The organism is Arthrobacter sp. FW306-1B-F12A (genome assembly GCF_058781865.1).
Window position 1 is genome coordinate 25,366 of the sequence record NZ_JBYSXD010000007.1, and the last position, 15,137, is coordinate 40,502.

General features: G+C 63.6%; 15 protein-coding genes and 1 tRNA gene. 10 read left to right on the forward strand and 6 right to left on the reverse strand.

Annotated elements, in window-relative coordinates:
* Positions 1–51 precede the first annotated feature (51 nt).
* Positions 52–2,043 (forward strand): FAD/NAD(P)-binding protein, encoded by a 1,992-nt coding sequence (locus tag AC3WJU_RS05585; protein WP_492259352.1) that lies wholly within the window; start codon positions 52–54, stop codon positions 2,041–2,043.
* Positions 2,044–2,177: 134 nt separating this feature from the next.
* Here the strand turns inward: AC3WJU_RS05585 and AC3WJU_RS05590 are convergent, their stop codons facing one another.
* Both AC3WJU_RS05590 and AC3WJU_RS05595 read right to left on the reverse strand, forming a co-directional pair.
* Positions 2,178–2,957, reverse strand: coding sequence for a VOC family protein (locus tag AC3WJU_RS05590; protein WP_059388636.1), 780 nt, complete (start codon positions 2,955–2,957; stop codon positions 2,178–2,180).
* Between the two features lie 123 nt (positions 2,958–3,080).
* Entirely contained in the window at positions 3,081–3,959 is an 879-nt protein-coding gene (locus AC3WJU_RS05595; protein ID WP_284988775.1) for an undecaprenyl-diphosphate phosphatase, read from the reverse strand.
* 109 nt (positions 3,960–4,068) lie between these two features.
* On the opposite strand from AC3WJU_RS05595, the gene AC3WJU_RS05600 reads away from it, so the two are divergent.
* Entirely contained in the window at positions 4,069–4,842 is a 774-nt protein-coding gene (locus AC3WJU_RS05600; RefSeq protein ID WP_059388637.1) for a potassium channel family protein, read from the forward strand.
* A gap of 37 nt (positions 4,843–4,879) precedes the next feature.
* Here AC3WJU_RS05600 and nirB read toward each other — a convergent pair whose 3' ends face one another.
* Positions 4,880–7,495 (reverse strand): nitrite reductase large subunit NirB, encoded by a 2,616-nt coding sequence (gene nirB, locus AC3WJU_RS05605; protein ID WP_492259353.1) that lies wholly within the window; start codon positions 7,493–7,495, stop codon positions 4,880–4,882.
* A 279-nt stretch (positions 7,496–7,774) separates the two neighbouring features.
* Here nirB and nirD point away from each other — a divergent pair, with 279 nt between their 5' ends.
* Together nirD and AC3WJU_RS05615 are read left to right on the forward strand one after the other, a co-directional pair.
* Positions 7,775–8,149: a nitrite reductase small subunit NirD gene (gene nirD / locus AC3WJU_RS05610; protein ID WP_492259354.1), complete on the forward strand. Its 375-nt coding sequence runs from the start codon at positions 7,775–7,777 to the stop codon at positions 8,147–8,149.
* 52 nt (positions 8,150–8,201) lie between these two features.
* Entirely contained in the window at positions 8,202–9,464 is a 1,263-nt protein-coding gene (locus AC3WJU_RS05615; RefSeq protein ID WP_441438433.1) for a plasmid pRiA4b ORF-3 family protein, read from the forward strand.
* Between the two features lie 91 nt (positions 9,465–9,555).
* Here AC3WJU_RS05615 and AC3WJU_RS05620 read toward each other — a convergent pair.
* Positions 9,556–9,643: transfer RNA gene (locus AC3WJU_RS05620), tRNA-Ser, on the reverse strand.
* Positions 9,644–9,755: 112 nt separating this feature from the next.
* Between AC3WJU_RS05620 and AC3WJU_RS05625 the strand changes: the two genes are divergently transcribed.
* The 6 genes from AC3WJU_RS05625 (at position 9,756) to AC3WJU_RS05650 (ending at position 13,946) form a co-directional block, all read left to right on the forward strand.
* A complete protein-coding gene (locus tag AC3WJU_RS05625) occupies positions 9,756–10,739 on the forward strand; it encodes an NAD(P)H-quinone oxidoreductase (RefSeq protein WP_492259355.1) in 984 nt (327 codons plus the stop codon).
* A gap of 35 nt (positions 10,740–10,774) precedes the next feature.
* A complete protein-coding gene (locus AC3WJU_RS05630) occupies positions 10,775–11,356 on the forward strand; it encodes a PadR family transcriptional regulator (RefSeq protein WP_307053099.1) in 582 nt (193 codons plus the stop codon).
* Positions 11,357–11,390: 34 nt separating this feature from the next.
* Positions 11,391–11,849, forward strand: a complete 459-nt coding sequence (locus AC3WJU_RS05635; protein WP_492259356.1) for a GNAT family N-acetyltransferase — start codon at positions 11,391–11,393, stop codon at positions 11,847–11,849.
* 26 nt (positions 11,850–11,875) lie between these two features.
* Positions 11,876–12,529 carry a bacterial proteasome activator family protein gene (locus tag AC3WJU_RS05640; RefSeq protein ID WP_059388643.1) on the forward strand — a complete coding sequence of 218 codons (654 nt, stop codon included), beginning with the start codon at positions 11,876–11,878 and terminating at the stop codon, positions 12,527–12,529.
* Between the two features lie 8 nt (positions 12,530–12,537).
* A complete protein-coding gene (locus AC3WJU_RS05645) occupies positions 12,538–12,990 on the forward strand; it encodes a hypothetical protein (protein ID WP_307053097.1) in 453 nt (150 codons plus the stop codon).
* Positions 12,991–13,106: 116 nt separating this feature from the next.
* Entirely contained in the window at positions 13,107–13,946 is an 840-nt protein-coding gene (locus AC3WJU_RS05650; RefSeq protein WP_492259357.1) for an aldo/keto reductase, read from the forward strand.
* Between the two features lie 146 nt (positions 13,947–14,092).
* Here the strand turns inward: AC3WJU_RS05650 and AC3WJU_RS05655 are convergent, their stop codons facing one another.
* Positions 14,093–14,584, reverse strand: a complete 492-nt coding sequence (locus AC3WJU_RS05655) for a DUF7793 family protein (RefSeq protein ID WP_492259358.1) — start codon at positions 14,582–14,584, stop codon at positions 14,093–14,095.
* A 189-nt stretch (positions 14,585–14,773) separates the two neighbouring features.
* Complete coding sequence (locus AC3WJU_RS05660) at positions 14,774–14,950, reverse strand: CsbD family protein (protein WP_059388645.1); 177 nt, start codon at positions 14,948–14,950, stop codon at positions 14,774–14,776.
* Positions 14,951–15,137: the final 187 nt, after the last annotated feature.

Sequence of the window (15,137 nt, forward strand, 5' to 3'; positions counted from 1 at the left end):
CTAGAGTGACTGTCTGAGCAGGAAGCAAGTCACAAGAAGTTAGGCTTGGGCGTGGGTAAATCGCAGAACATCCGGGTTGGGCTGATCGGGGCAGGTCCCCGCGGCACCAGTGTGCTGGAGCGATTGCTCGCCAATTGGGCCGCGACGGAAACGCACACACGCTCCCTGCACATCGACGTCGTGGACCCCTATCCCGCCGGTCCCGGGCACGTCTGGCAGCCCGATCAGTCCCGGCTCTACCTCATGAACACGCAGTCGTTCTACCCCACACTGATTCCCGAGGACGAGCAACTCGCGCCGCCCCTCGCCGGGGGCTCTTTTGAGCAGTGGCGGACGGAGAAGCAGTCCGTCGGCGGTCAAGGCCTGAGCTCCGAGGAACGGGCCGAACTCGCCGTGCTCGCCTCCCACGACTTTCCCAGCCGTGCCCTCTACGGACGGTATCTCCGTTCGACTCTTGAGGAACTGCTGGACCGTGTCCCGGCCGGAGTGGAGATCGCCTTCCACCGAAGCAACGCCGTGGCGGCGCATCCACTGCCGGGAGGCCCGGCGGACGGTTCGTCGGGGAAGCCAGCGGGCGGAGGGTTCGACGTCGAACTCGACGACGGCGCTCGGCTCACCGTGGATTCCCTCGTCCTCGCGCTGGGCCACCTTGAGTCCCGGCTCAACCCGGAGCAGCGTTCGTTCAGGGAGGTGGCAGCGGAGCTCGGGCTGCTGTATGTGCCGCCGGCCGCTCCGGCCGATGTGGACTGGGCGTTGGTCCCTGCGGGGGAGACGGTCCTGGTCCGGGGCATGGGGCTGAATTTCTTCGACGTCATGGGCCAGCTGACCGAAGGCCGCGGCGGACAGTTCGTGCCGGCCGAAGGCGGTCTCCACGGGAAGCTCAAGTACCTGCCTTCGGGCCAGGAACCGAAGATCATTGCGGCATCCAGGCGCGGCACTCCGTACCGGGCCAAGGCCGGGCTGGACGGTTACTATCCCAAGTCCGTGCGCTTGCGGTATCTGACCGAGAGCGCGGTGGAACGCTTCGCCGCGGCCGGCATCCAGCCTGGCTTCGACCATGACCTTTGGCCCCTCCTGCATCGCGACGCCTTGTGGGCCTACTACTCAACGCTGGTTGTGGCCGAGCCCGTGGCCGTGTCTGATGCGACGGAATTCCTGGCCGCTCTCGAAGACTTGTTGCAGCCCCACGCGCATGCCACCGGGCGCTGGGAAAACCATGTCGCCGAGTTGGTCTCCACCCATGTTGCATCGTCGCGCCGCCTTGACCTGCTGGGCCTCGCGGCGCCCTTGGCCGGGCACTCCTTCGCGTCCAGGAAGGAACTCGACGCCGCCGTCGTGGACTATCTGGACGATGACGCCCGCCGCTCCGCCCTGGGAGAGTCGGATCCCGTGAAGATGGCCATCGGTGCGTTGCACACCGGACGGGCCATCCTGAAGAGCGCCGTGGCCGACGGCGGTATCACGGACGAATCGTGGGTGGGCGAGCTGCGCGGCTGGTTCGAATCCTTCGTTGAGGGGCTCGCGAGCGGTCCTCCAGCGCTGCGCGCCGAACAATTGGCCGCTTTGGCGCGTGCCGGCGTCGTGAGCTTTGTGGGCCCGGATCCGCGGTTCAGCGTCGACCGTTCCCAGCGCGTCTTCCGGGCGGTATCTGCCTGGGTGCACGACGACGCCGCGGAAGCCAGGATCCTTATTGAGGCCATGTCCCCGGCGAACCGGGTAGGCGTGAGTGTTTCTCCGTTCCTGCGGCAGTTGCTCGCCGACGGATTGGTGCGGCCCAAGGTGATGATGACTGCCGAGGGAACGCCGGTGCAGACGTCCGGCTTGGATGTCCAGCCGCATCCGTACCGCGTGGTGGGCGCCAACGGTTCCGTGACTCCGGGAATGTACGCCCTCGGCCTGCAGCTTTCTTCCACCCAATGGGGGACAGCCATCGCGGCCGAAGCCCGGCCATCCGATGGTCGCGGCTATCGGAGTGGCCAACGGACCCTCCGCGACGCCGACGAAATCGCCAGGGACATGCTCGGCCTTCCGCTCCAAAAATGAGCATATTCCCCCAACAAGAATGAGCATGCTCCCTGCCCGTTCCGACGAGTGGACATAAGCCTGATATGTCCACTCGTCGGTCCCGGGGGAGAGCATGCTCTCTGGCGGTAGCGGGCTGCGCCTGGCGGTTGGGCTTATGCAGCCTGGTTTTGGATGAGTTTGAAGATCGCACCCGTCGGGTCGGTCAGGGTGGCCATCCGGCCGTAGGGGGTGTCCTCAGCCGCCTGGACCACGGTGGCGCCCAGGGAGACGGCCTGCTCGATGGTGTCATCGACCTTGTCCACCGCGAAGTAGACGCCCCAGTAGGACGGCACCTCGGCAGGGAGGAAACCGGAGGCATCCATGATGCCTGCCTTGGAGTTGTCGCCCTCACCGAGCGTCGTGTAACGGAACTCCGGGGTGTCGCCCACGACCGTGGTTTCCCAACCAAAGACGTTTTGGTAGAAGGAAACGGCCGAGTCGTACTCCTTGGCGAAGAGCTCGTGCCAGGCCGGCGCGCCTGTTTCGGCAGCCAGCTGATAGCCCTTCATCTCGCCGAACTGCCAGGCACCGATGGCCGCTCCGGAGGAATCCGCGTACATGGCCATGGTTCCCTGGTCCGGAACTTCCATGGGTTCCATGTAGACCTGGCCGCCGTTGGCGAGGGCTGCTTCGGTGGTGGCCTTGATGTCGTCAGTCCGCAGGTAAGTGGACCAGACATCGGGCATCTGGCCCATGTTTTCCTGCTTCTGCATGATCCCGGCCACCATCTTGCCGTCCTTCGAGGCGGTGATGTAGCCACCGTACTTTTCCTGATCCCCGGTCTCGTAGGTCCAGCCGAAGAGCGTGTTGTAGAAGGACTTTGCCTTCTCCGGGTCCGAGGTCATCAGGTCGATCCAGCAAGGTGAGCCGGGGGTGATGTCAGGCGTGGGCATGTTTTCTCCTGTGTCGTTACCGCGGTTGTTCCACGGTTTCATGTGTGGGTGGTGGAGACAGACAAAACCCTATGCGGGGCCTCTGACAGTTTCAATGCCTTGGCTCGATGCCATTAGCGGACCCTAGCCCATGACGAGCATCAAAATGAAGTAGATCGCTCCGCCGACCACCGAGTAGATGGCAAACGGTGTCAGGGTCCGGGTCTCGAAGAAGCGAAGCAGGAACTTGGTGGCGAACCATGCGGCGACACCCGCGCACAGCGCCCCCACCAGGAACACGCCACGCTCGTCGGCCATGGCCGGAGTGAAAAGGTCAGGCAGCTTGAGCACGGCGGCCGCGCCGATGATCGGCGTGGCGAGCAGGAAGCTGAAGCGCGCGGCGTTCTCGTTGTTCAGCCCGGACAGCAAACCGCCGGCCATGGACGAGCCGGAGCGGGAGATGCCCGGGATCAGGGCGGCTGCCTGGGCCGTTCCGATTGCCAAGGCGCGCTTCCACGGCAGGGTGGCGATTTCGGCGTCGGAAGCCGTTGCGGTGGCGGGCTGCTCCGCGGCACGGCGGCTGTCTCTTGTCCGCAGGCGTTCGGCCCCGAAAAGGACCAGACCGTTGACCACCAGGAAGGCCGCGGCGATCAGCGGGGAACCGAAGAGGTTCCGGATAGGCTTCTCCAGGACCAAACCGATGATTCCCGCAGGCACGGTTCCAACCACGAGGAGCCAGCCGAGCTTTGCATACGTGTCTGACGGAGCAATCTTCCTGTCCCGGATTGAACGGCCAAGGCCCTTGGCAATCTCAATCCAGTCCCGGAGGAAGAAGAAGAACAGCACAATTGCTGTAGCCAGGTGGGTGGCAATGAGGAAGTTCAGGAATTCCGGCGCCTTCTGGTCCAGGCCCCAACCGAAGAGCTTGGGCAGGATGACGCTGTGGCCGAGGCTGGAAATCGGGAAGAGCTCGGTGATTCCCTGCAGCAGGCCCATGACGATGGCCTGGATCATATTAATCATGGGCTCGATCCTAGCCAGTACCGGTTACTGCGAGATGAACGTTTGCTGGGAGGCAGCCGGGTGCCAGCAGGTGAACGCGGTCGATAGGGTAGGTGGCTAATATCGACCAATGACCCAAGAACGATGGCGGCAGGTTTCCGAATGGCCCATGGTGGCGGCAGCGGTGCTGTTCCTGGTGGCCTATTCATTCCAGGTGATTGCCAATCTCAGCGAGGCCCAATCCACGGTTGTTGACACCATCATTTGGGTCACGTGGCTGGTGTTTGCCCTGGACTATGCGATGTGCCTCGTCTTGGCGCGGCGGCGCGCCAAGTGGTTCGTGCGGAACCTGCACGAATTGCTGATCCTGGCACTCCCGGTCCTCAGGCCCTTGAGGTTGTTGCGGCTCGTGACACTCCTGAAGCTGCTTCATCGCACAGCCGGGAACGCCATGCGAGGCCGGATCCTCACTTTCGTCCTCGGGTCCGCGGCCCTCCTGACGTACTGTGGTGCGCTCGCCGTGCTTGATGCGGAGGAGAACGCCGCCGGCGCTAACATCACCAACTTTGGCGACGCCATCTGGTGGGCGATGGTCACCATCACCACCGTCGGCTACGGGGACCACTACCCGGTGACGGTGGTGGGACGCTGCGTTGCCGGCGGCTTGATGGTTTGCGGAATCGCCGTCCTGGGCGTCGTGACCGCATCGGTTGCCTCTTGGCTCGTTGAACAAGTCTCTTCCGGAGCTGCGGCGGCCGCGACAGTCGCCGAGGAACCCATGAAGCAGGAGATTCGCCGGCTGGCTGAGCAGGTCGAGCGCTTGAGCGCGCTTCTGGAAAACGCTGACGGCGAGCTACGAGGCGGCGTGGTCGGAGCCCGCGGCGACCACTCGCCGCCGCCTTAGCCCGCCCGTCCCCGTAGCTCGCCGTCGAGGTGCGTCCTTAGTCCCTTCCGCGGACCGGGATGCTCGCGGAAGAAATCAAGACGGCGCTCTTCTCTTCGTTGGTGGCCGGACGGATCTGGCCGCGTTCCGGGACGAAGACGATGGCCTCATCTTCCTGCTCGGGGGCGTTGACGAAGGAACGGAAGCGGCGCAGCCGTTCCGGGTCCTTCAGGGTCGCGGCCCACTCGTCCTCGTAGGACCCGACGTGCTTGGCCATGGCGGCCTCGAGCTCGTCGGCGATGCCGAGCGAGTCCTCGACGACCACCTGGCGCACGTGCTCCAGGCCGCCGTCGAGCTCTTCCTGCCAGCGGGCGGTGCGTTGAAGCCGGTCGGCGGTGCGGATGTAGTACATGAAGTAGCGGTCGATGTACTTCACCAGGGTCTCGTCGTCCAAGCCGCCGGCAAGGAGCTGGGCGTGGGCGGGGTTCGCGCCGCCGTTGCCGCCGACGTATAGGTTCCAGCCTTCCGAAGTCGCGATCACGCCGACGTCCTTGCCACGGGCTTCGGCGCATTCGCGGGCGCAACCGGAGACGCCCATTTTGAGTTTGTGCGGGCTGCGCAGTCCCCGATAGCGCAGCTCGAGGTTGATGGCCATGGAAACAGAGTCGAGCACACCGAAGCGGCACCACGTGGAGCCCACGCAGGACTTCACGGTGCGCAGGCTCTTGCCGTACGCCTGGCCGGATTCCATGCCTGCGTCAATGAGCTCGCCCCAGATCTCCGGGAGCTGTTCGAGGCGGGCCCCGAACATGTCGATCCGCTGCCCACCGGTGATCTTCGTGTAGAGGCCGTACTTCTTGGCGATCGTCCCGATGACCACGAGCTTGTCCGGTGTAATCTCCCCGCCCGGGATGCGGGGGACCACCGAGTAGGTGCCGTCCTTTTGCATGTTGGCCAGTGCGCGGTCGTTGGTGTCCTGCAAGGTGCCGCGGCCGGCGTCGAGCACGTATTCACTGTTCTGGGAGGCCAGGATGGACGCGATGGTGGGCTTGCAGATGTCGCAGCCCGCGCCGGTGCCGTATTTGGCCAGGATGTCCTCGAAGGAGGTCAGCTCCAGCACGCGGATGGCGTCGAAGAGTTCCTGGCGGGAGAGGCTGAAGTGCTCGCACAGGGCCTTGGAGACTTCGATGCCGGACTTCTTCAGTTCCCCTTCGAGGAGTTTCTTGATCATCGGGACGCAGGAGCCGCACTGGGTGCCGGCCCGGGTGCAGGCCTTGAGGCCTGGCACGTCGTGGACCGGCTCCTTGCCTTCGCATGTCCCGCACGCGTTGACGGCGTCCCGGATAGATCCTGCGGCCACGTTGTTGCAGGAGCACAGGATCGCGTCATCCGGGAGTTCGGTCTCGGGGGCGTCCCCGCCGCCGGCCGCGGTGAGGTAGGCGCCGGGTTCGGCAGGCAGTTCCCGGCCCAGCAGGGGGCGCAGGCTCATGTACGGGGTGGCGTCGCCGACGAAGATCCCGCCGAGGAGGGTCTTGGCATCGTCAGTGGTGACGATCTTCTGGTAGACGCCGCGTGCGGGGTCGGCGTACACGATCTCCAGGGAGTGCTCGGTCTTGGCGAACGCATCGCCGAAGCTGGCCACGTCCACTCCGGAGAGCTTGAGCTTGGTGGCGGTGTCGAAGCCGGGGAACGTCGCTTGGCCGCCGTGCAGCCGGTCGGCCACGATCTCGGCCATCGTGTTCGCCGGAGCCACGAGCCCCAGGCACATCCCGCCGAAGTTGGCGACTTCACCAATAGCGAAGATGCCGGGGATCTCGGTTTCGCAACCATCGGAAATGACAACACCGCCGCGCGGACCAAGCGTAAAGACCTGCTCCTCACCCTCCGCTGCACGGAAGAGCTCGTCGCGGGGCCTGACCCCGATCGCGACGATCACGATGTCGGCGTCGATGATGCGGCCGTCAGCCATGAGGACGCCGGTGACCTGGCCGTCGTCGGACAATACTTCCGAGGGGAACACGCCGCCGTGGATTTCGAAGCCTTTGTCCTTGATGAGCCGGCCCATTGCCTGGCCAGCGCCTTCGTCGAGCTGCGTGGCCATCAGCCATGGCGCACCGTCGATGACGATCGGGGTGGCGCCAAGCCGCTCAGTCCCGGCGGCCGATTCAAGGCCCAGGAGGCCGCCGCCGATTGTGACGGCTTTGATCCTGCGTCCCAGTTTCGCGGTGAGTTCGGTGATCGCCTTGTTGATGGCCCAGACGTCTTCGAGCGTTCGGTAGACGTGGGTGTGTTCGGCACCCGGGATCGGGAGGCGCGCGGCGTTCGAACCCGTCGCGACCACGAGTGCATCGTATTCGTAGCTGTTGCCGGCGGCGGTTTCCACGGACTTGGCTTCGGGGTTGATCTTGACTACCCGCTCGCCAGTCCGCAGGTCCAGGGCTTCGTGGTCCCACATCGATGCATGCCCGAGGGTGAGGTCGTAGTCCACCTCGATGAGCGCCTTGCTCAGCGTGACCCGGTCGTAGGGAAGATGTGCTTCCTCGGTCAGGACCGTGACGTGCCAGCCCTCGAGACCGCGGGTATGCATGGCATCGGCAAAACGGTGGGCCGCAGGGCCCCCGCCCGCGACAACAATGCGGCGCGGGTTCTCTGAAGGGGAAGTATGTCCGGTCACTGGCGGCCTTTCGCATGTGCCGCAGAACCGTCATCCGCGACTTGTCACTTCAGACTAAAGACGCGCAGTTTCGCGTCAGTTTCCCTTTTGTTTCGGGGGCTTAACTTCGGCATCACGGTGAGGATTGCGGTTATGTGAGGTCTCCTTTACGAGCAGGACACATTGATTGCATTCCGGCGAAACATGGCGGGCCTACCGTGAAGTTGTGGCCGCAAACGGCCCGTGCCGGATGGCGGAATTGGATCCGCCGGACCGGCAGGCTAAGCGATAGGGGCTGAAATGACCGTAATTCTGGATCGTGAAAAGGAACAACAGCAGAGCGCACCGACCGCGTCCGGCTGGCACCGCGTCTGCGCGATCGACGAGCTGGAACCGGCCTGGGGCGAAGCTGCCCTGGTCGGAGGCAGGCAAGTAGCGCTCTTCCGCACCACGCCGGATGAAGTCCTGGCCGTATCCCAGCAGGACCCCGCAACCCTCTCCAACGTCATGGCGCGGGGAATCGTCGGTTCCCGGGGCAGTCGTCCCACGATCGCCTCGCCGCTTCACAAAGAGGTGTACGACCTGGAAACCGGCGAATGCTTTAGCAACCCCGAACTGCGGCTTGCAAGCTACGCCACCCGTTTGGTGGACGGATATGTCGAAGTAGCCGTCTAGGCTGCATCAGGGGCGTTCCGGCGTCGCTGCCCCTACTGGCAGAATGGCCGATATGGACGCACCCAAGCAGTTTCCCGCCGTCGAGCTCCGCATAGAAATTCGCGATACTGAACCGCTCATTTGGAGGCGGGTGGTCCTCCCCGAGTCGGCCACCGTCGCTGTGCTGCACGGAAGCATTCAGACGGCCTTCGGTTGGAAGGATTGCCACCTTTACGGCGTTAGCGGTGTCGATCGTAAGGGCGTCCGCCGGATCATCATCGGAACCGACGACGACGGCGTGCAACCCGGCGCCGAGCTTGCTGCCGACGTCGGGCTGCTTGAGCTCATTGACCCGGCCCGGCCGGGTAAAGCTCCGCTGGAGTACGAGTACGATTTTGGTGATTCGTGGATTCACGAGATCGAGGTCGTGGGCCCGGCCACTCTCCCTGAAAACACCGTTGCCTGCCTCGATGGGGCGATGCGGGGACCCCTGGAAGACTCCGGCGGGGCAGCGGGCTACGCGAATGTGGTGGCCGTGCTTGGCAACCCTGGCCACTCCGAGCATGGCCAGTGCGCGAAGTGGCTCGAATTGGTAACCCATCAGCCGGCAGCCGATTTCGACCCCACCGACTTCGATCTCGTCGCGGTGAATGGGCAGTTGCGCCAACTGGCACGACGGATCTGGCCGGGCGACGCTACACCGGAAGACAGGGAGACCGTCCTTGGCCCGGTTTCGTGGTTTCTAAATGCAGCACACCCGGACGGGCTGGAACTGACATCCGCCGGCTATCTCAAGCCCGCAATAGTCAAACGGGCCATGACCCAGCTCGGCTGGGATGATGAGTGGCCGATGCCGGGGCGAAATGAAAACAACGTTGTTCCGATCCTGGACCTTCGTGAACAACTGCAGGATTGGAAACTGTTACGCAAGTTTAAAGGAAGGCTGGTCCTCACCCCCGCTGGCCGTCACGCTGTGCAGGATCCTGCAGCCCTGTGGGACTATCTGGCCGAGCGGTTCGCCTTTCCGCAGCACGGCGTCGACAAAGAGGTCATGCGACTGCTGGTCCATTGGGCTGTTAGCGGCGAGGCGCCCCCGTACAACGTGCGCCGGGAAGTGATTCAGTCGGCGCTCCACGCAAAGGGTTACCGGATGCCTGGCGGCACCGAGATTCCCTTGGATGACGCCTGGCACCTGGATCTGGACAACAGCCGGACCCTCCGGTGCCTGGCGTTGCGGGAGTCGGCCAGCTGGAGTCTCCGGAACTCGGAACTGTCTGACGGCGGGCTCAAATTCCTGCTCGACGTGCAGCGCCGATTCGGGGACCGCAGCTACTGAACTGGCTATCGCCGTCGAAAAAGCAGCAGATGCCCACAAGAAGCGATTCTGTGGGCATCTGCTGCCAGTTCGCGCCTTAAAGCGCGCCACGCGGAAGGTAAGGGATTTGAACCCTTGGTGCGGGGTTACCGCACACTGGTTTTCAAGACCAGCTCCTTAGGCCGCTCGGACAACCTTCCCTGCCTAGTAGTGTTTCATAGGGAGTTGGCTGTGCCAAAAACCTGCCTCCGCGATTAACGCGGTTAAGGTGTCTGAAAGGCCAATTGCACTGAGCAAGATCGGGAGCACTCTATGAAAGCCGTCTACATCTCCGAACCGGGCGGACCCGAGGTTCTGGAAATCCGCGACGTCCCTGCTCCGGTTCCCGGCCCCGGCGAGGTTCTCATCGACGTCGTCGCCGCAGGTCTCAACAGGGCCGATGTCCAGCAGCGCCGCGGTTTCTACCCGCCACCACCGGGAGCGTCCGACATTCCCGGCCTTGAAGTCTCCGGCCGGATTGCAGCGTTCGGGCCCGAGGTGAGCAAACCGTTTTCCGTGGGTGACAAGGTAGTGGCGCTGCTTTCGGGTGGCGGCTATGCACAGCAGGTTGCTGTCCCCGCGGAGCAGGTCTTGCGATTGCCCGACGGCGTGGATCTGGTCACCGCCGCGTCCTTGCCTGAGGTAGCCGCCACGGTGTACTCGAACCTCATCATGACTGCACAACTGCAAGCGGGTGAGACGGTACTGATCCACGGCGCCACTGGCGGCATCGGCACCATGGCCATCCAACTCGCCAAAGCGCACGGCGCCACGGTCGCGACGACGGCCGGAACGGCCGAAAAGGTCGGAACCGCGAAAGCCTTCCTCGGAGCCGACATCGCCATCAACTACGCGGAAGAAGATTTCGCCGAAAGCCTCAAGGCACAAAACGGCGGCAAAGGCGCGGACGTGATTCTCGACGTCGTCGGTGCCAAATACCTGCAGCAAAACGTGGAAGCACTCGCGGACTACGGAAGGCTGGTGGTGATCGGGCTGCAAGGTGGCGTCAAGGGCGAACTCAACCTCGGCCAGCTGGTCAGCAAACGTGCGGCGATCATCGGCACAGCGCTGCGCCCGCGGCCGGTCGCCGAAAAAGGTGTCATTATGAACGCCGTCCGCGAATCGGTCTGGCCGATGCTGGCCGACGGCCGGATCAAGCCGCTCGTGGCCAAGTCGTTCCCTTTGGAGCAGGTCCGCGAAGCCCACGAGTACTTCGATTCCGGCGAGCACATGGGCAAGGTCCTTCTGCTGCTCTAGCGACATCCGCAAAACCGGCAGCACGAAGGAGAGCGATGTCCATCCGGTACAGCATCCTGGCATTGCTTCAGGAGCAACCACGCTACGGCTACCAATTGCGGGCGGCGTTCGAGGAACGCACGGGATCCGTCTGGCCGCTGAACATCGGGCAGGTGTACACCACGTTGAACCGGCTGGAGCGCGACGCTTTGGTCCGCAAAGAGGGCGACGACGGCCGAGGCCACGTGCTTTTCAGCATCACCGACGCGGGGACTGTGGAGATCCGCCGATGGTTTTCAACAGCGGTGGATCGTGGAGCGCCGCCGAGGAACGAATTGGCCATCAAGCTGGCGTTGGCCGTCTCGACGGCGGGGACCGACGCACACGCTCTCATCCAGGCCCAACGTGAGATATCCCTGCGGGAACTGCAGGAGTACACCCAGGACCGCAAGGACCTGGCCGCCAACCAAAGAGTGACCGATACCGCCAGGCTGCTTGTCCTGGACTCCCTGATCTTCCATGCCGAGGCGGAGGCCCGCTGGCTGGATCTTTGCGAAGCCAGGCTGGTCCAGCAGTCCAATGGCGCCAGCAACGGCGTGATCGGAATCGTCCGCGGCAACGGGACAACCACCGCATAGACTGCTCCGCAGGGGAGGTGCTGACATCGAAACATTGACGAATGCCGACGTCCGGATCCGGCTGCTTGGTCCCGATGACGCCGGCGCGCTGATCAGCCTGGCGGAGATGGATAACTTGTTCGACGAAGATCCTTCAGTCCCGCCGTCGGGCGCGTTGACGTACGACGGCGCCCGCTCCTTCCTGGGCGACCCCGCCGTGCTGTTTTGGCTGGCTGAGCTCGGCGGGGGGATGGTGGGATTCCTCCACTGCTGCATTCAGCGCCGCCGTAATGCCGGGCCCTGGGCGGAACTGCTCCTCATGGAAATGGGGACCCATGCGCAGTGGCGCCGCCGCGGTATCGGCCGGTCCCTTCTGGCAGTCATGGAGGAGTGGATGCGGGAACACGGGCTGGAAGAAGTCTGGGTCCCGGCCAACCTCTATGCAACGGGTTTCTACGAAAAATGTGGTTTCGCTAAGGACGAAGGCGAAATACTGGTCAAGGCGCTGGGCTGAGTTGCGGCACATGAGAGTATGAACGCATGAGCGATCAGGACGACACTCAACCCAGTGGCGAGAGTTTTGACGACATCCCGGTGGAGGGCACAACCTTGGACGCTGGCACGGCACAGAGCACATCGGAAGCGGGCCCCAGGGCCGACGGGAAGCCTGGCGCCAAGAAGGGCAGCACCCTCCAGGACCTCGTCGACGAACCAGCCAAGGTCATGCGGATCGGCACCATGATCCGCCAGCTCCTCGAAGAAGTGAAGAGCGCTCCCCTGGACGAGGCAGCGCGCGGACGCCTTGCCGCGATCCACGAACGCTCCATCAAAGAGTTGGAAGAGGGCCTCGCTCCGGAACTAGTGGAGGAGCTGGAACGTATCAGCCTCCCTTTCCCTGAAAATGCGACCCCTTCCGACGCTGAGCTCCGGATTGCGCAGGCGCAGCTTGTCGGCTGGCTCGAGGGCTTGTTCCACGGAATCCAGACCGCTATCGCCGCACAGCAGGCAGCCCGGGAGCACGCTGTTGCCCAGCTGCAGCTTCGCCAGCTCCCGCCCGGAACCATGATTGCTCCCGGAGTCGTTATCGGGGAGAACGGTGAGCCCCAGCGTGCCCACCTTCCCGGCAAAGAAGCGGAACCAGGCAAACCTGCTCGAGTTGAAGATCCGGACCACGGTCCGGGCCAGTACCTCTGAGCGCTGGTTTGGGATTCTTTGGGGCCGTCCGGCAGGGGCGGAAGGATGACGCTGAACTTGGCAAAGGATTGTGGCGCCGTGCCCACGACCGCTTTCACCGCGGCCTTGATCGCTATCACCAGGTGCTGGAAGGTGTCGAAGACGAGCAGCTCTACGGCGAACTCGTAGCCATTGCCAACGAACTGGCGGACTTGTCGTCCAGGGTTCGTGCGGTCTGCGTGGAGGCCCAGCTCCGTTCGCCCAGTGACGGGCTGGATATTCCGGGATCGCTCGCAGGTGTCCATCGCGCGCTGTCCAAAGCGGGTAACTCTCTTGCCACGACGGCGGAGGCGGCCGCGATGCTGCGTCTCGCCGTCGGGCCCGTTCCTGTGGGTGCGGCTTCGGTACGGCGACGCGCCGAAGCCGTTTACGAGCACGTCGAGGAAGCCGAACGGTTGCTGGGGACCAAAGCCGGCACATAGAGTTCGGCGAGTTAGGTGCAGACGCGTCTATTCCCACATAACAACTATTAAGCGCCTAGCTTAGAGGGGCTGGAATCCGTAGCCACCCCGTGTGCACGGCTGGCAGGATGGAAGCCATGACTTCGTCACCGAACCTTACTTTTAACGACGGCAACTCCATCCCCCAGCTCGGCTACGGGGTGTGGCAGGTTGAGGACGATGTAGCCGAAAAGGTAGTGCGTCAGGCCTTCGACGCCGGCTACCGCCACATCGATACCGCCAAGATCTACGGCAACGAGGCAGGCGTAGGGCGCGCCATAGCATCCTCCGGCCTCAAGCCCGAGGAAATCTTCATCACCACCAAGCTGTGGAATGCGGACCAGGGCTACGGGTCCACGCTCGCGGCTTTCGAAGAGTCCATGAACCGCCTCGGCCTGGAAACCCTTGACCTGTACCTGATCCACTGGATGCAGCCCAAGCAGGACAAGTTCGTGGACACGTGGAAGGCCCTCATCGAGCTCCAGAAGCGCGGACGCATCAAGTCCATCGGCGTCTCCAACTTCAGCAAGGAAGGCCTGCAGCGCCTGATCGACGAGACCGGCGTGGTTCCGGCGATCCACCAGATCGAGCTCCACCCGTTCTTCAACCAGTCCGAACTCCGTGAGTTCGCCGCTGCCCGGGGCATTTTGACGCAGGCCTGGTCGCCTCTTGGCCAGGGTGGCGAGCTCCTTGAGAACGCCACCATCGCGCAGATTGCTGCCAAGCACGGCGCCACCCCGGCGCAGGTGGTTATCGCCTGGCACCTCGCGATCGGCAACGTTGTGATCCCCAAGTCCGTGACCGAGTCCCGGATCCAGGAGAACTTCGCAGCCCTTGGCGTCACCTTGGATGAGGCCGACATCGAGGCCATCAACGGCCTGGACCGAGGCGCCGAAGGCCGCATCGGACCGGATCCGGCAGTCTCGGACTTCGCATAGTTCTTAACTCGCGCAGTTCTCAACGCGGGATCTCGCAACGCGGGGTCACTTACGGCCCATTCAGCGGCACCAAATGGGCCGTAAGTGACCCCGCGTTGTTCAGAGGGGAGGGATGAGGGCGGTGTACTTCGAAGACGTCCTGGTGCCTATTTTGCGGCATCAGCACGCAGCTCGCGCAACCACCCCAAGGCTTCTTGTTCATCGGAGAAATACCGGGTGGGGCACTGCGGTGCGGGGAGCCCGTGCCTGCCGTGGGCAATGACACGATCCACCGGCGTGCTACCCAGAATCGCGAAGGCCGTGATAGTGGCCGCTTCGCTGAAGAATCGGACGGCGTCGCGGCTGACAGACTCGACGCCGATGACCTGAAGTAGGACCGCAGCGCCCCTTCCGCCCGTCAGCGCCAGGTACCGCTCCTGGACAAGACCCCCGTCTTCTGCGGTGATTCGGCCGCCCGGCCGCAAAATGATCCTGAGGGTCCCTTCACCTGCGTCCTCAATCCTGACATTTTCATGTTCTGGGCTGAACCCCGCTCCACCGCCGTCCACGCCGGAAACGGTGTTGACCTCTGCGTCGTGGTGTAATTCGCCCTCGGACTGGACCAGCGTTGTCATCAAATCCCCCAGATGTGATTTCACTGCGACTCCATTGACACAGTACCCGGATGAGCAACATTCGGGTGTGATCACAGTACCGGTGAGGTTGCCCGGCGTCCATGATTGGTAAGTATGCGGAGTGTTTGCCCGCGGGAGCCTGTCTGGAATCGAGTACCGGGCACGGCGAAGGGCGCACCCCGCTGGGATGCGCCCTTTGCTCTACGGGTCAGGTCAGTCCTTTTTGAAGGCGTCCTTGACCTTCTCGCCGGCCTGCTTCAAATCGCCCTTGGCTTGGTCGGCCTTGCCTTCCGCCTTCAGGTTTTCATCGCCTGTGGCGTTCCCGGCAGCTTCCTTGCCCTTGCCGCCAGCCTTCTCGGCAGCGTTCTCAATCTTGTCGCCTAGTCCCATGGTGTTTCCTCCTCTGGTTCGGCAGCCGATCGATACGGCCGTTACTACATACTAAGCATGCTTCGGGTTTGGATTTCAAATCCGATTCGGCCTTCCCGATGGCTAGGCGCCTCTACCACCCCGGGGACTCGACGACGTTGCCGTCACTCCGGAGGCACCCCGCCGGATGAGGCCAGGTTCTATCGTC

Bases quoted from the DNA above. Each gene is read 5' to 3' on its own strand.
- AC3WJU_RS05590 (WP_059388636.1), bottom strand. From the start codon at position 2,957: ATGCCCACGCCTGACATCACCCCCGGCTCACCTTGCTGGATCGACCTG.
- AC3WJU_RS05595 (WP_284988775.1), bottom strand. From the start codon at position 3,959: ATGATTAATATGATCCAGGCCATCGTCATGGGCCTGCTGCAGGGAATC.
- AC3WJU_RS05600 (WP_059388637.1), top strand. From the start codon at position 4,069: ATGACCCAAGAACGATGGCGGCAGGTTTCCGAATGGCCCATGGTGGCG.
- nirD (WP_492259354.1), top strand. From the start codon at position 7,775: ATGACCGTAATTCTGGATCGTGAAAAGGAACAACAGCAGAGCGCACCG.
- AC3WJU_RS05615 (WP_441438433.1), top strand. From the start codon at position 8,202: ATGGACGCACCCAAGCAGTTTCCCGCCGTCGAGCTCCGCATAGAAATT.
- AC3WJU_RS05625 (WP_492259355.1), top strand. From the start codon at position 9,756: ATGAAAGCCGTCTACATCTCCGAACCGGGCGGACCCGAGGTTCTGGAA.
- AC3WJU_RS05630 (WP_307053099.1), top strand. From the start codon at position 10,775: ATGTCCATCCGGTACAGCATCCTGGCATTGCTTCAGGAGCAACCACGC.
- AC3WJU_RS05640 (WP_059388643.1), top strand. From the start codon at position 11,876: ATGAGCGATCAGGACGACACTCAACCCAGTGGCGAGAGTTTTGACGAC.
- AC3WJU_RS05650 (WP_492259357.1), top strand. From the start codon at position 13,107: ATGACTTCGTCACCGAACCTTACTTTTAACGACGGCAACTCCATCCCC.
- AC3WJU_RS05660 (WP_059388645.1), bottom strand. From the start codon at position 14,950: ATGGGACTAGGCGACAAGATTGAGAACGCTGCCGAGAAGGCTGGCGGC.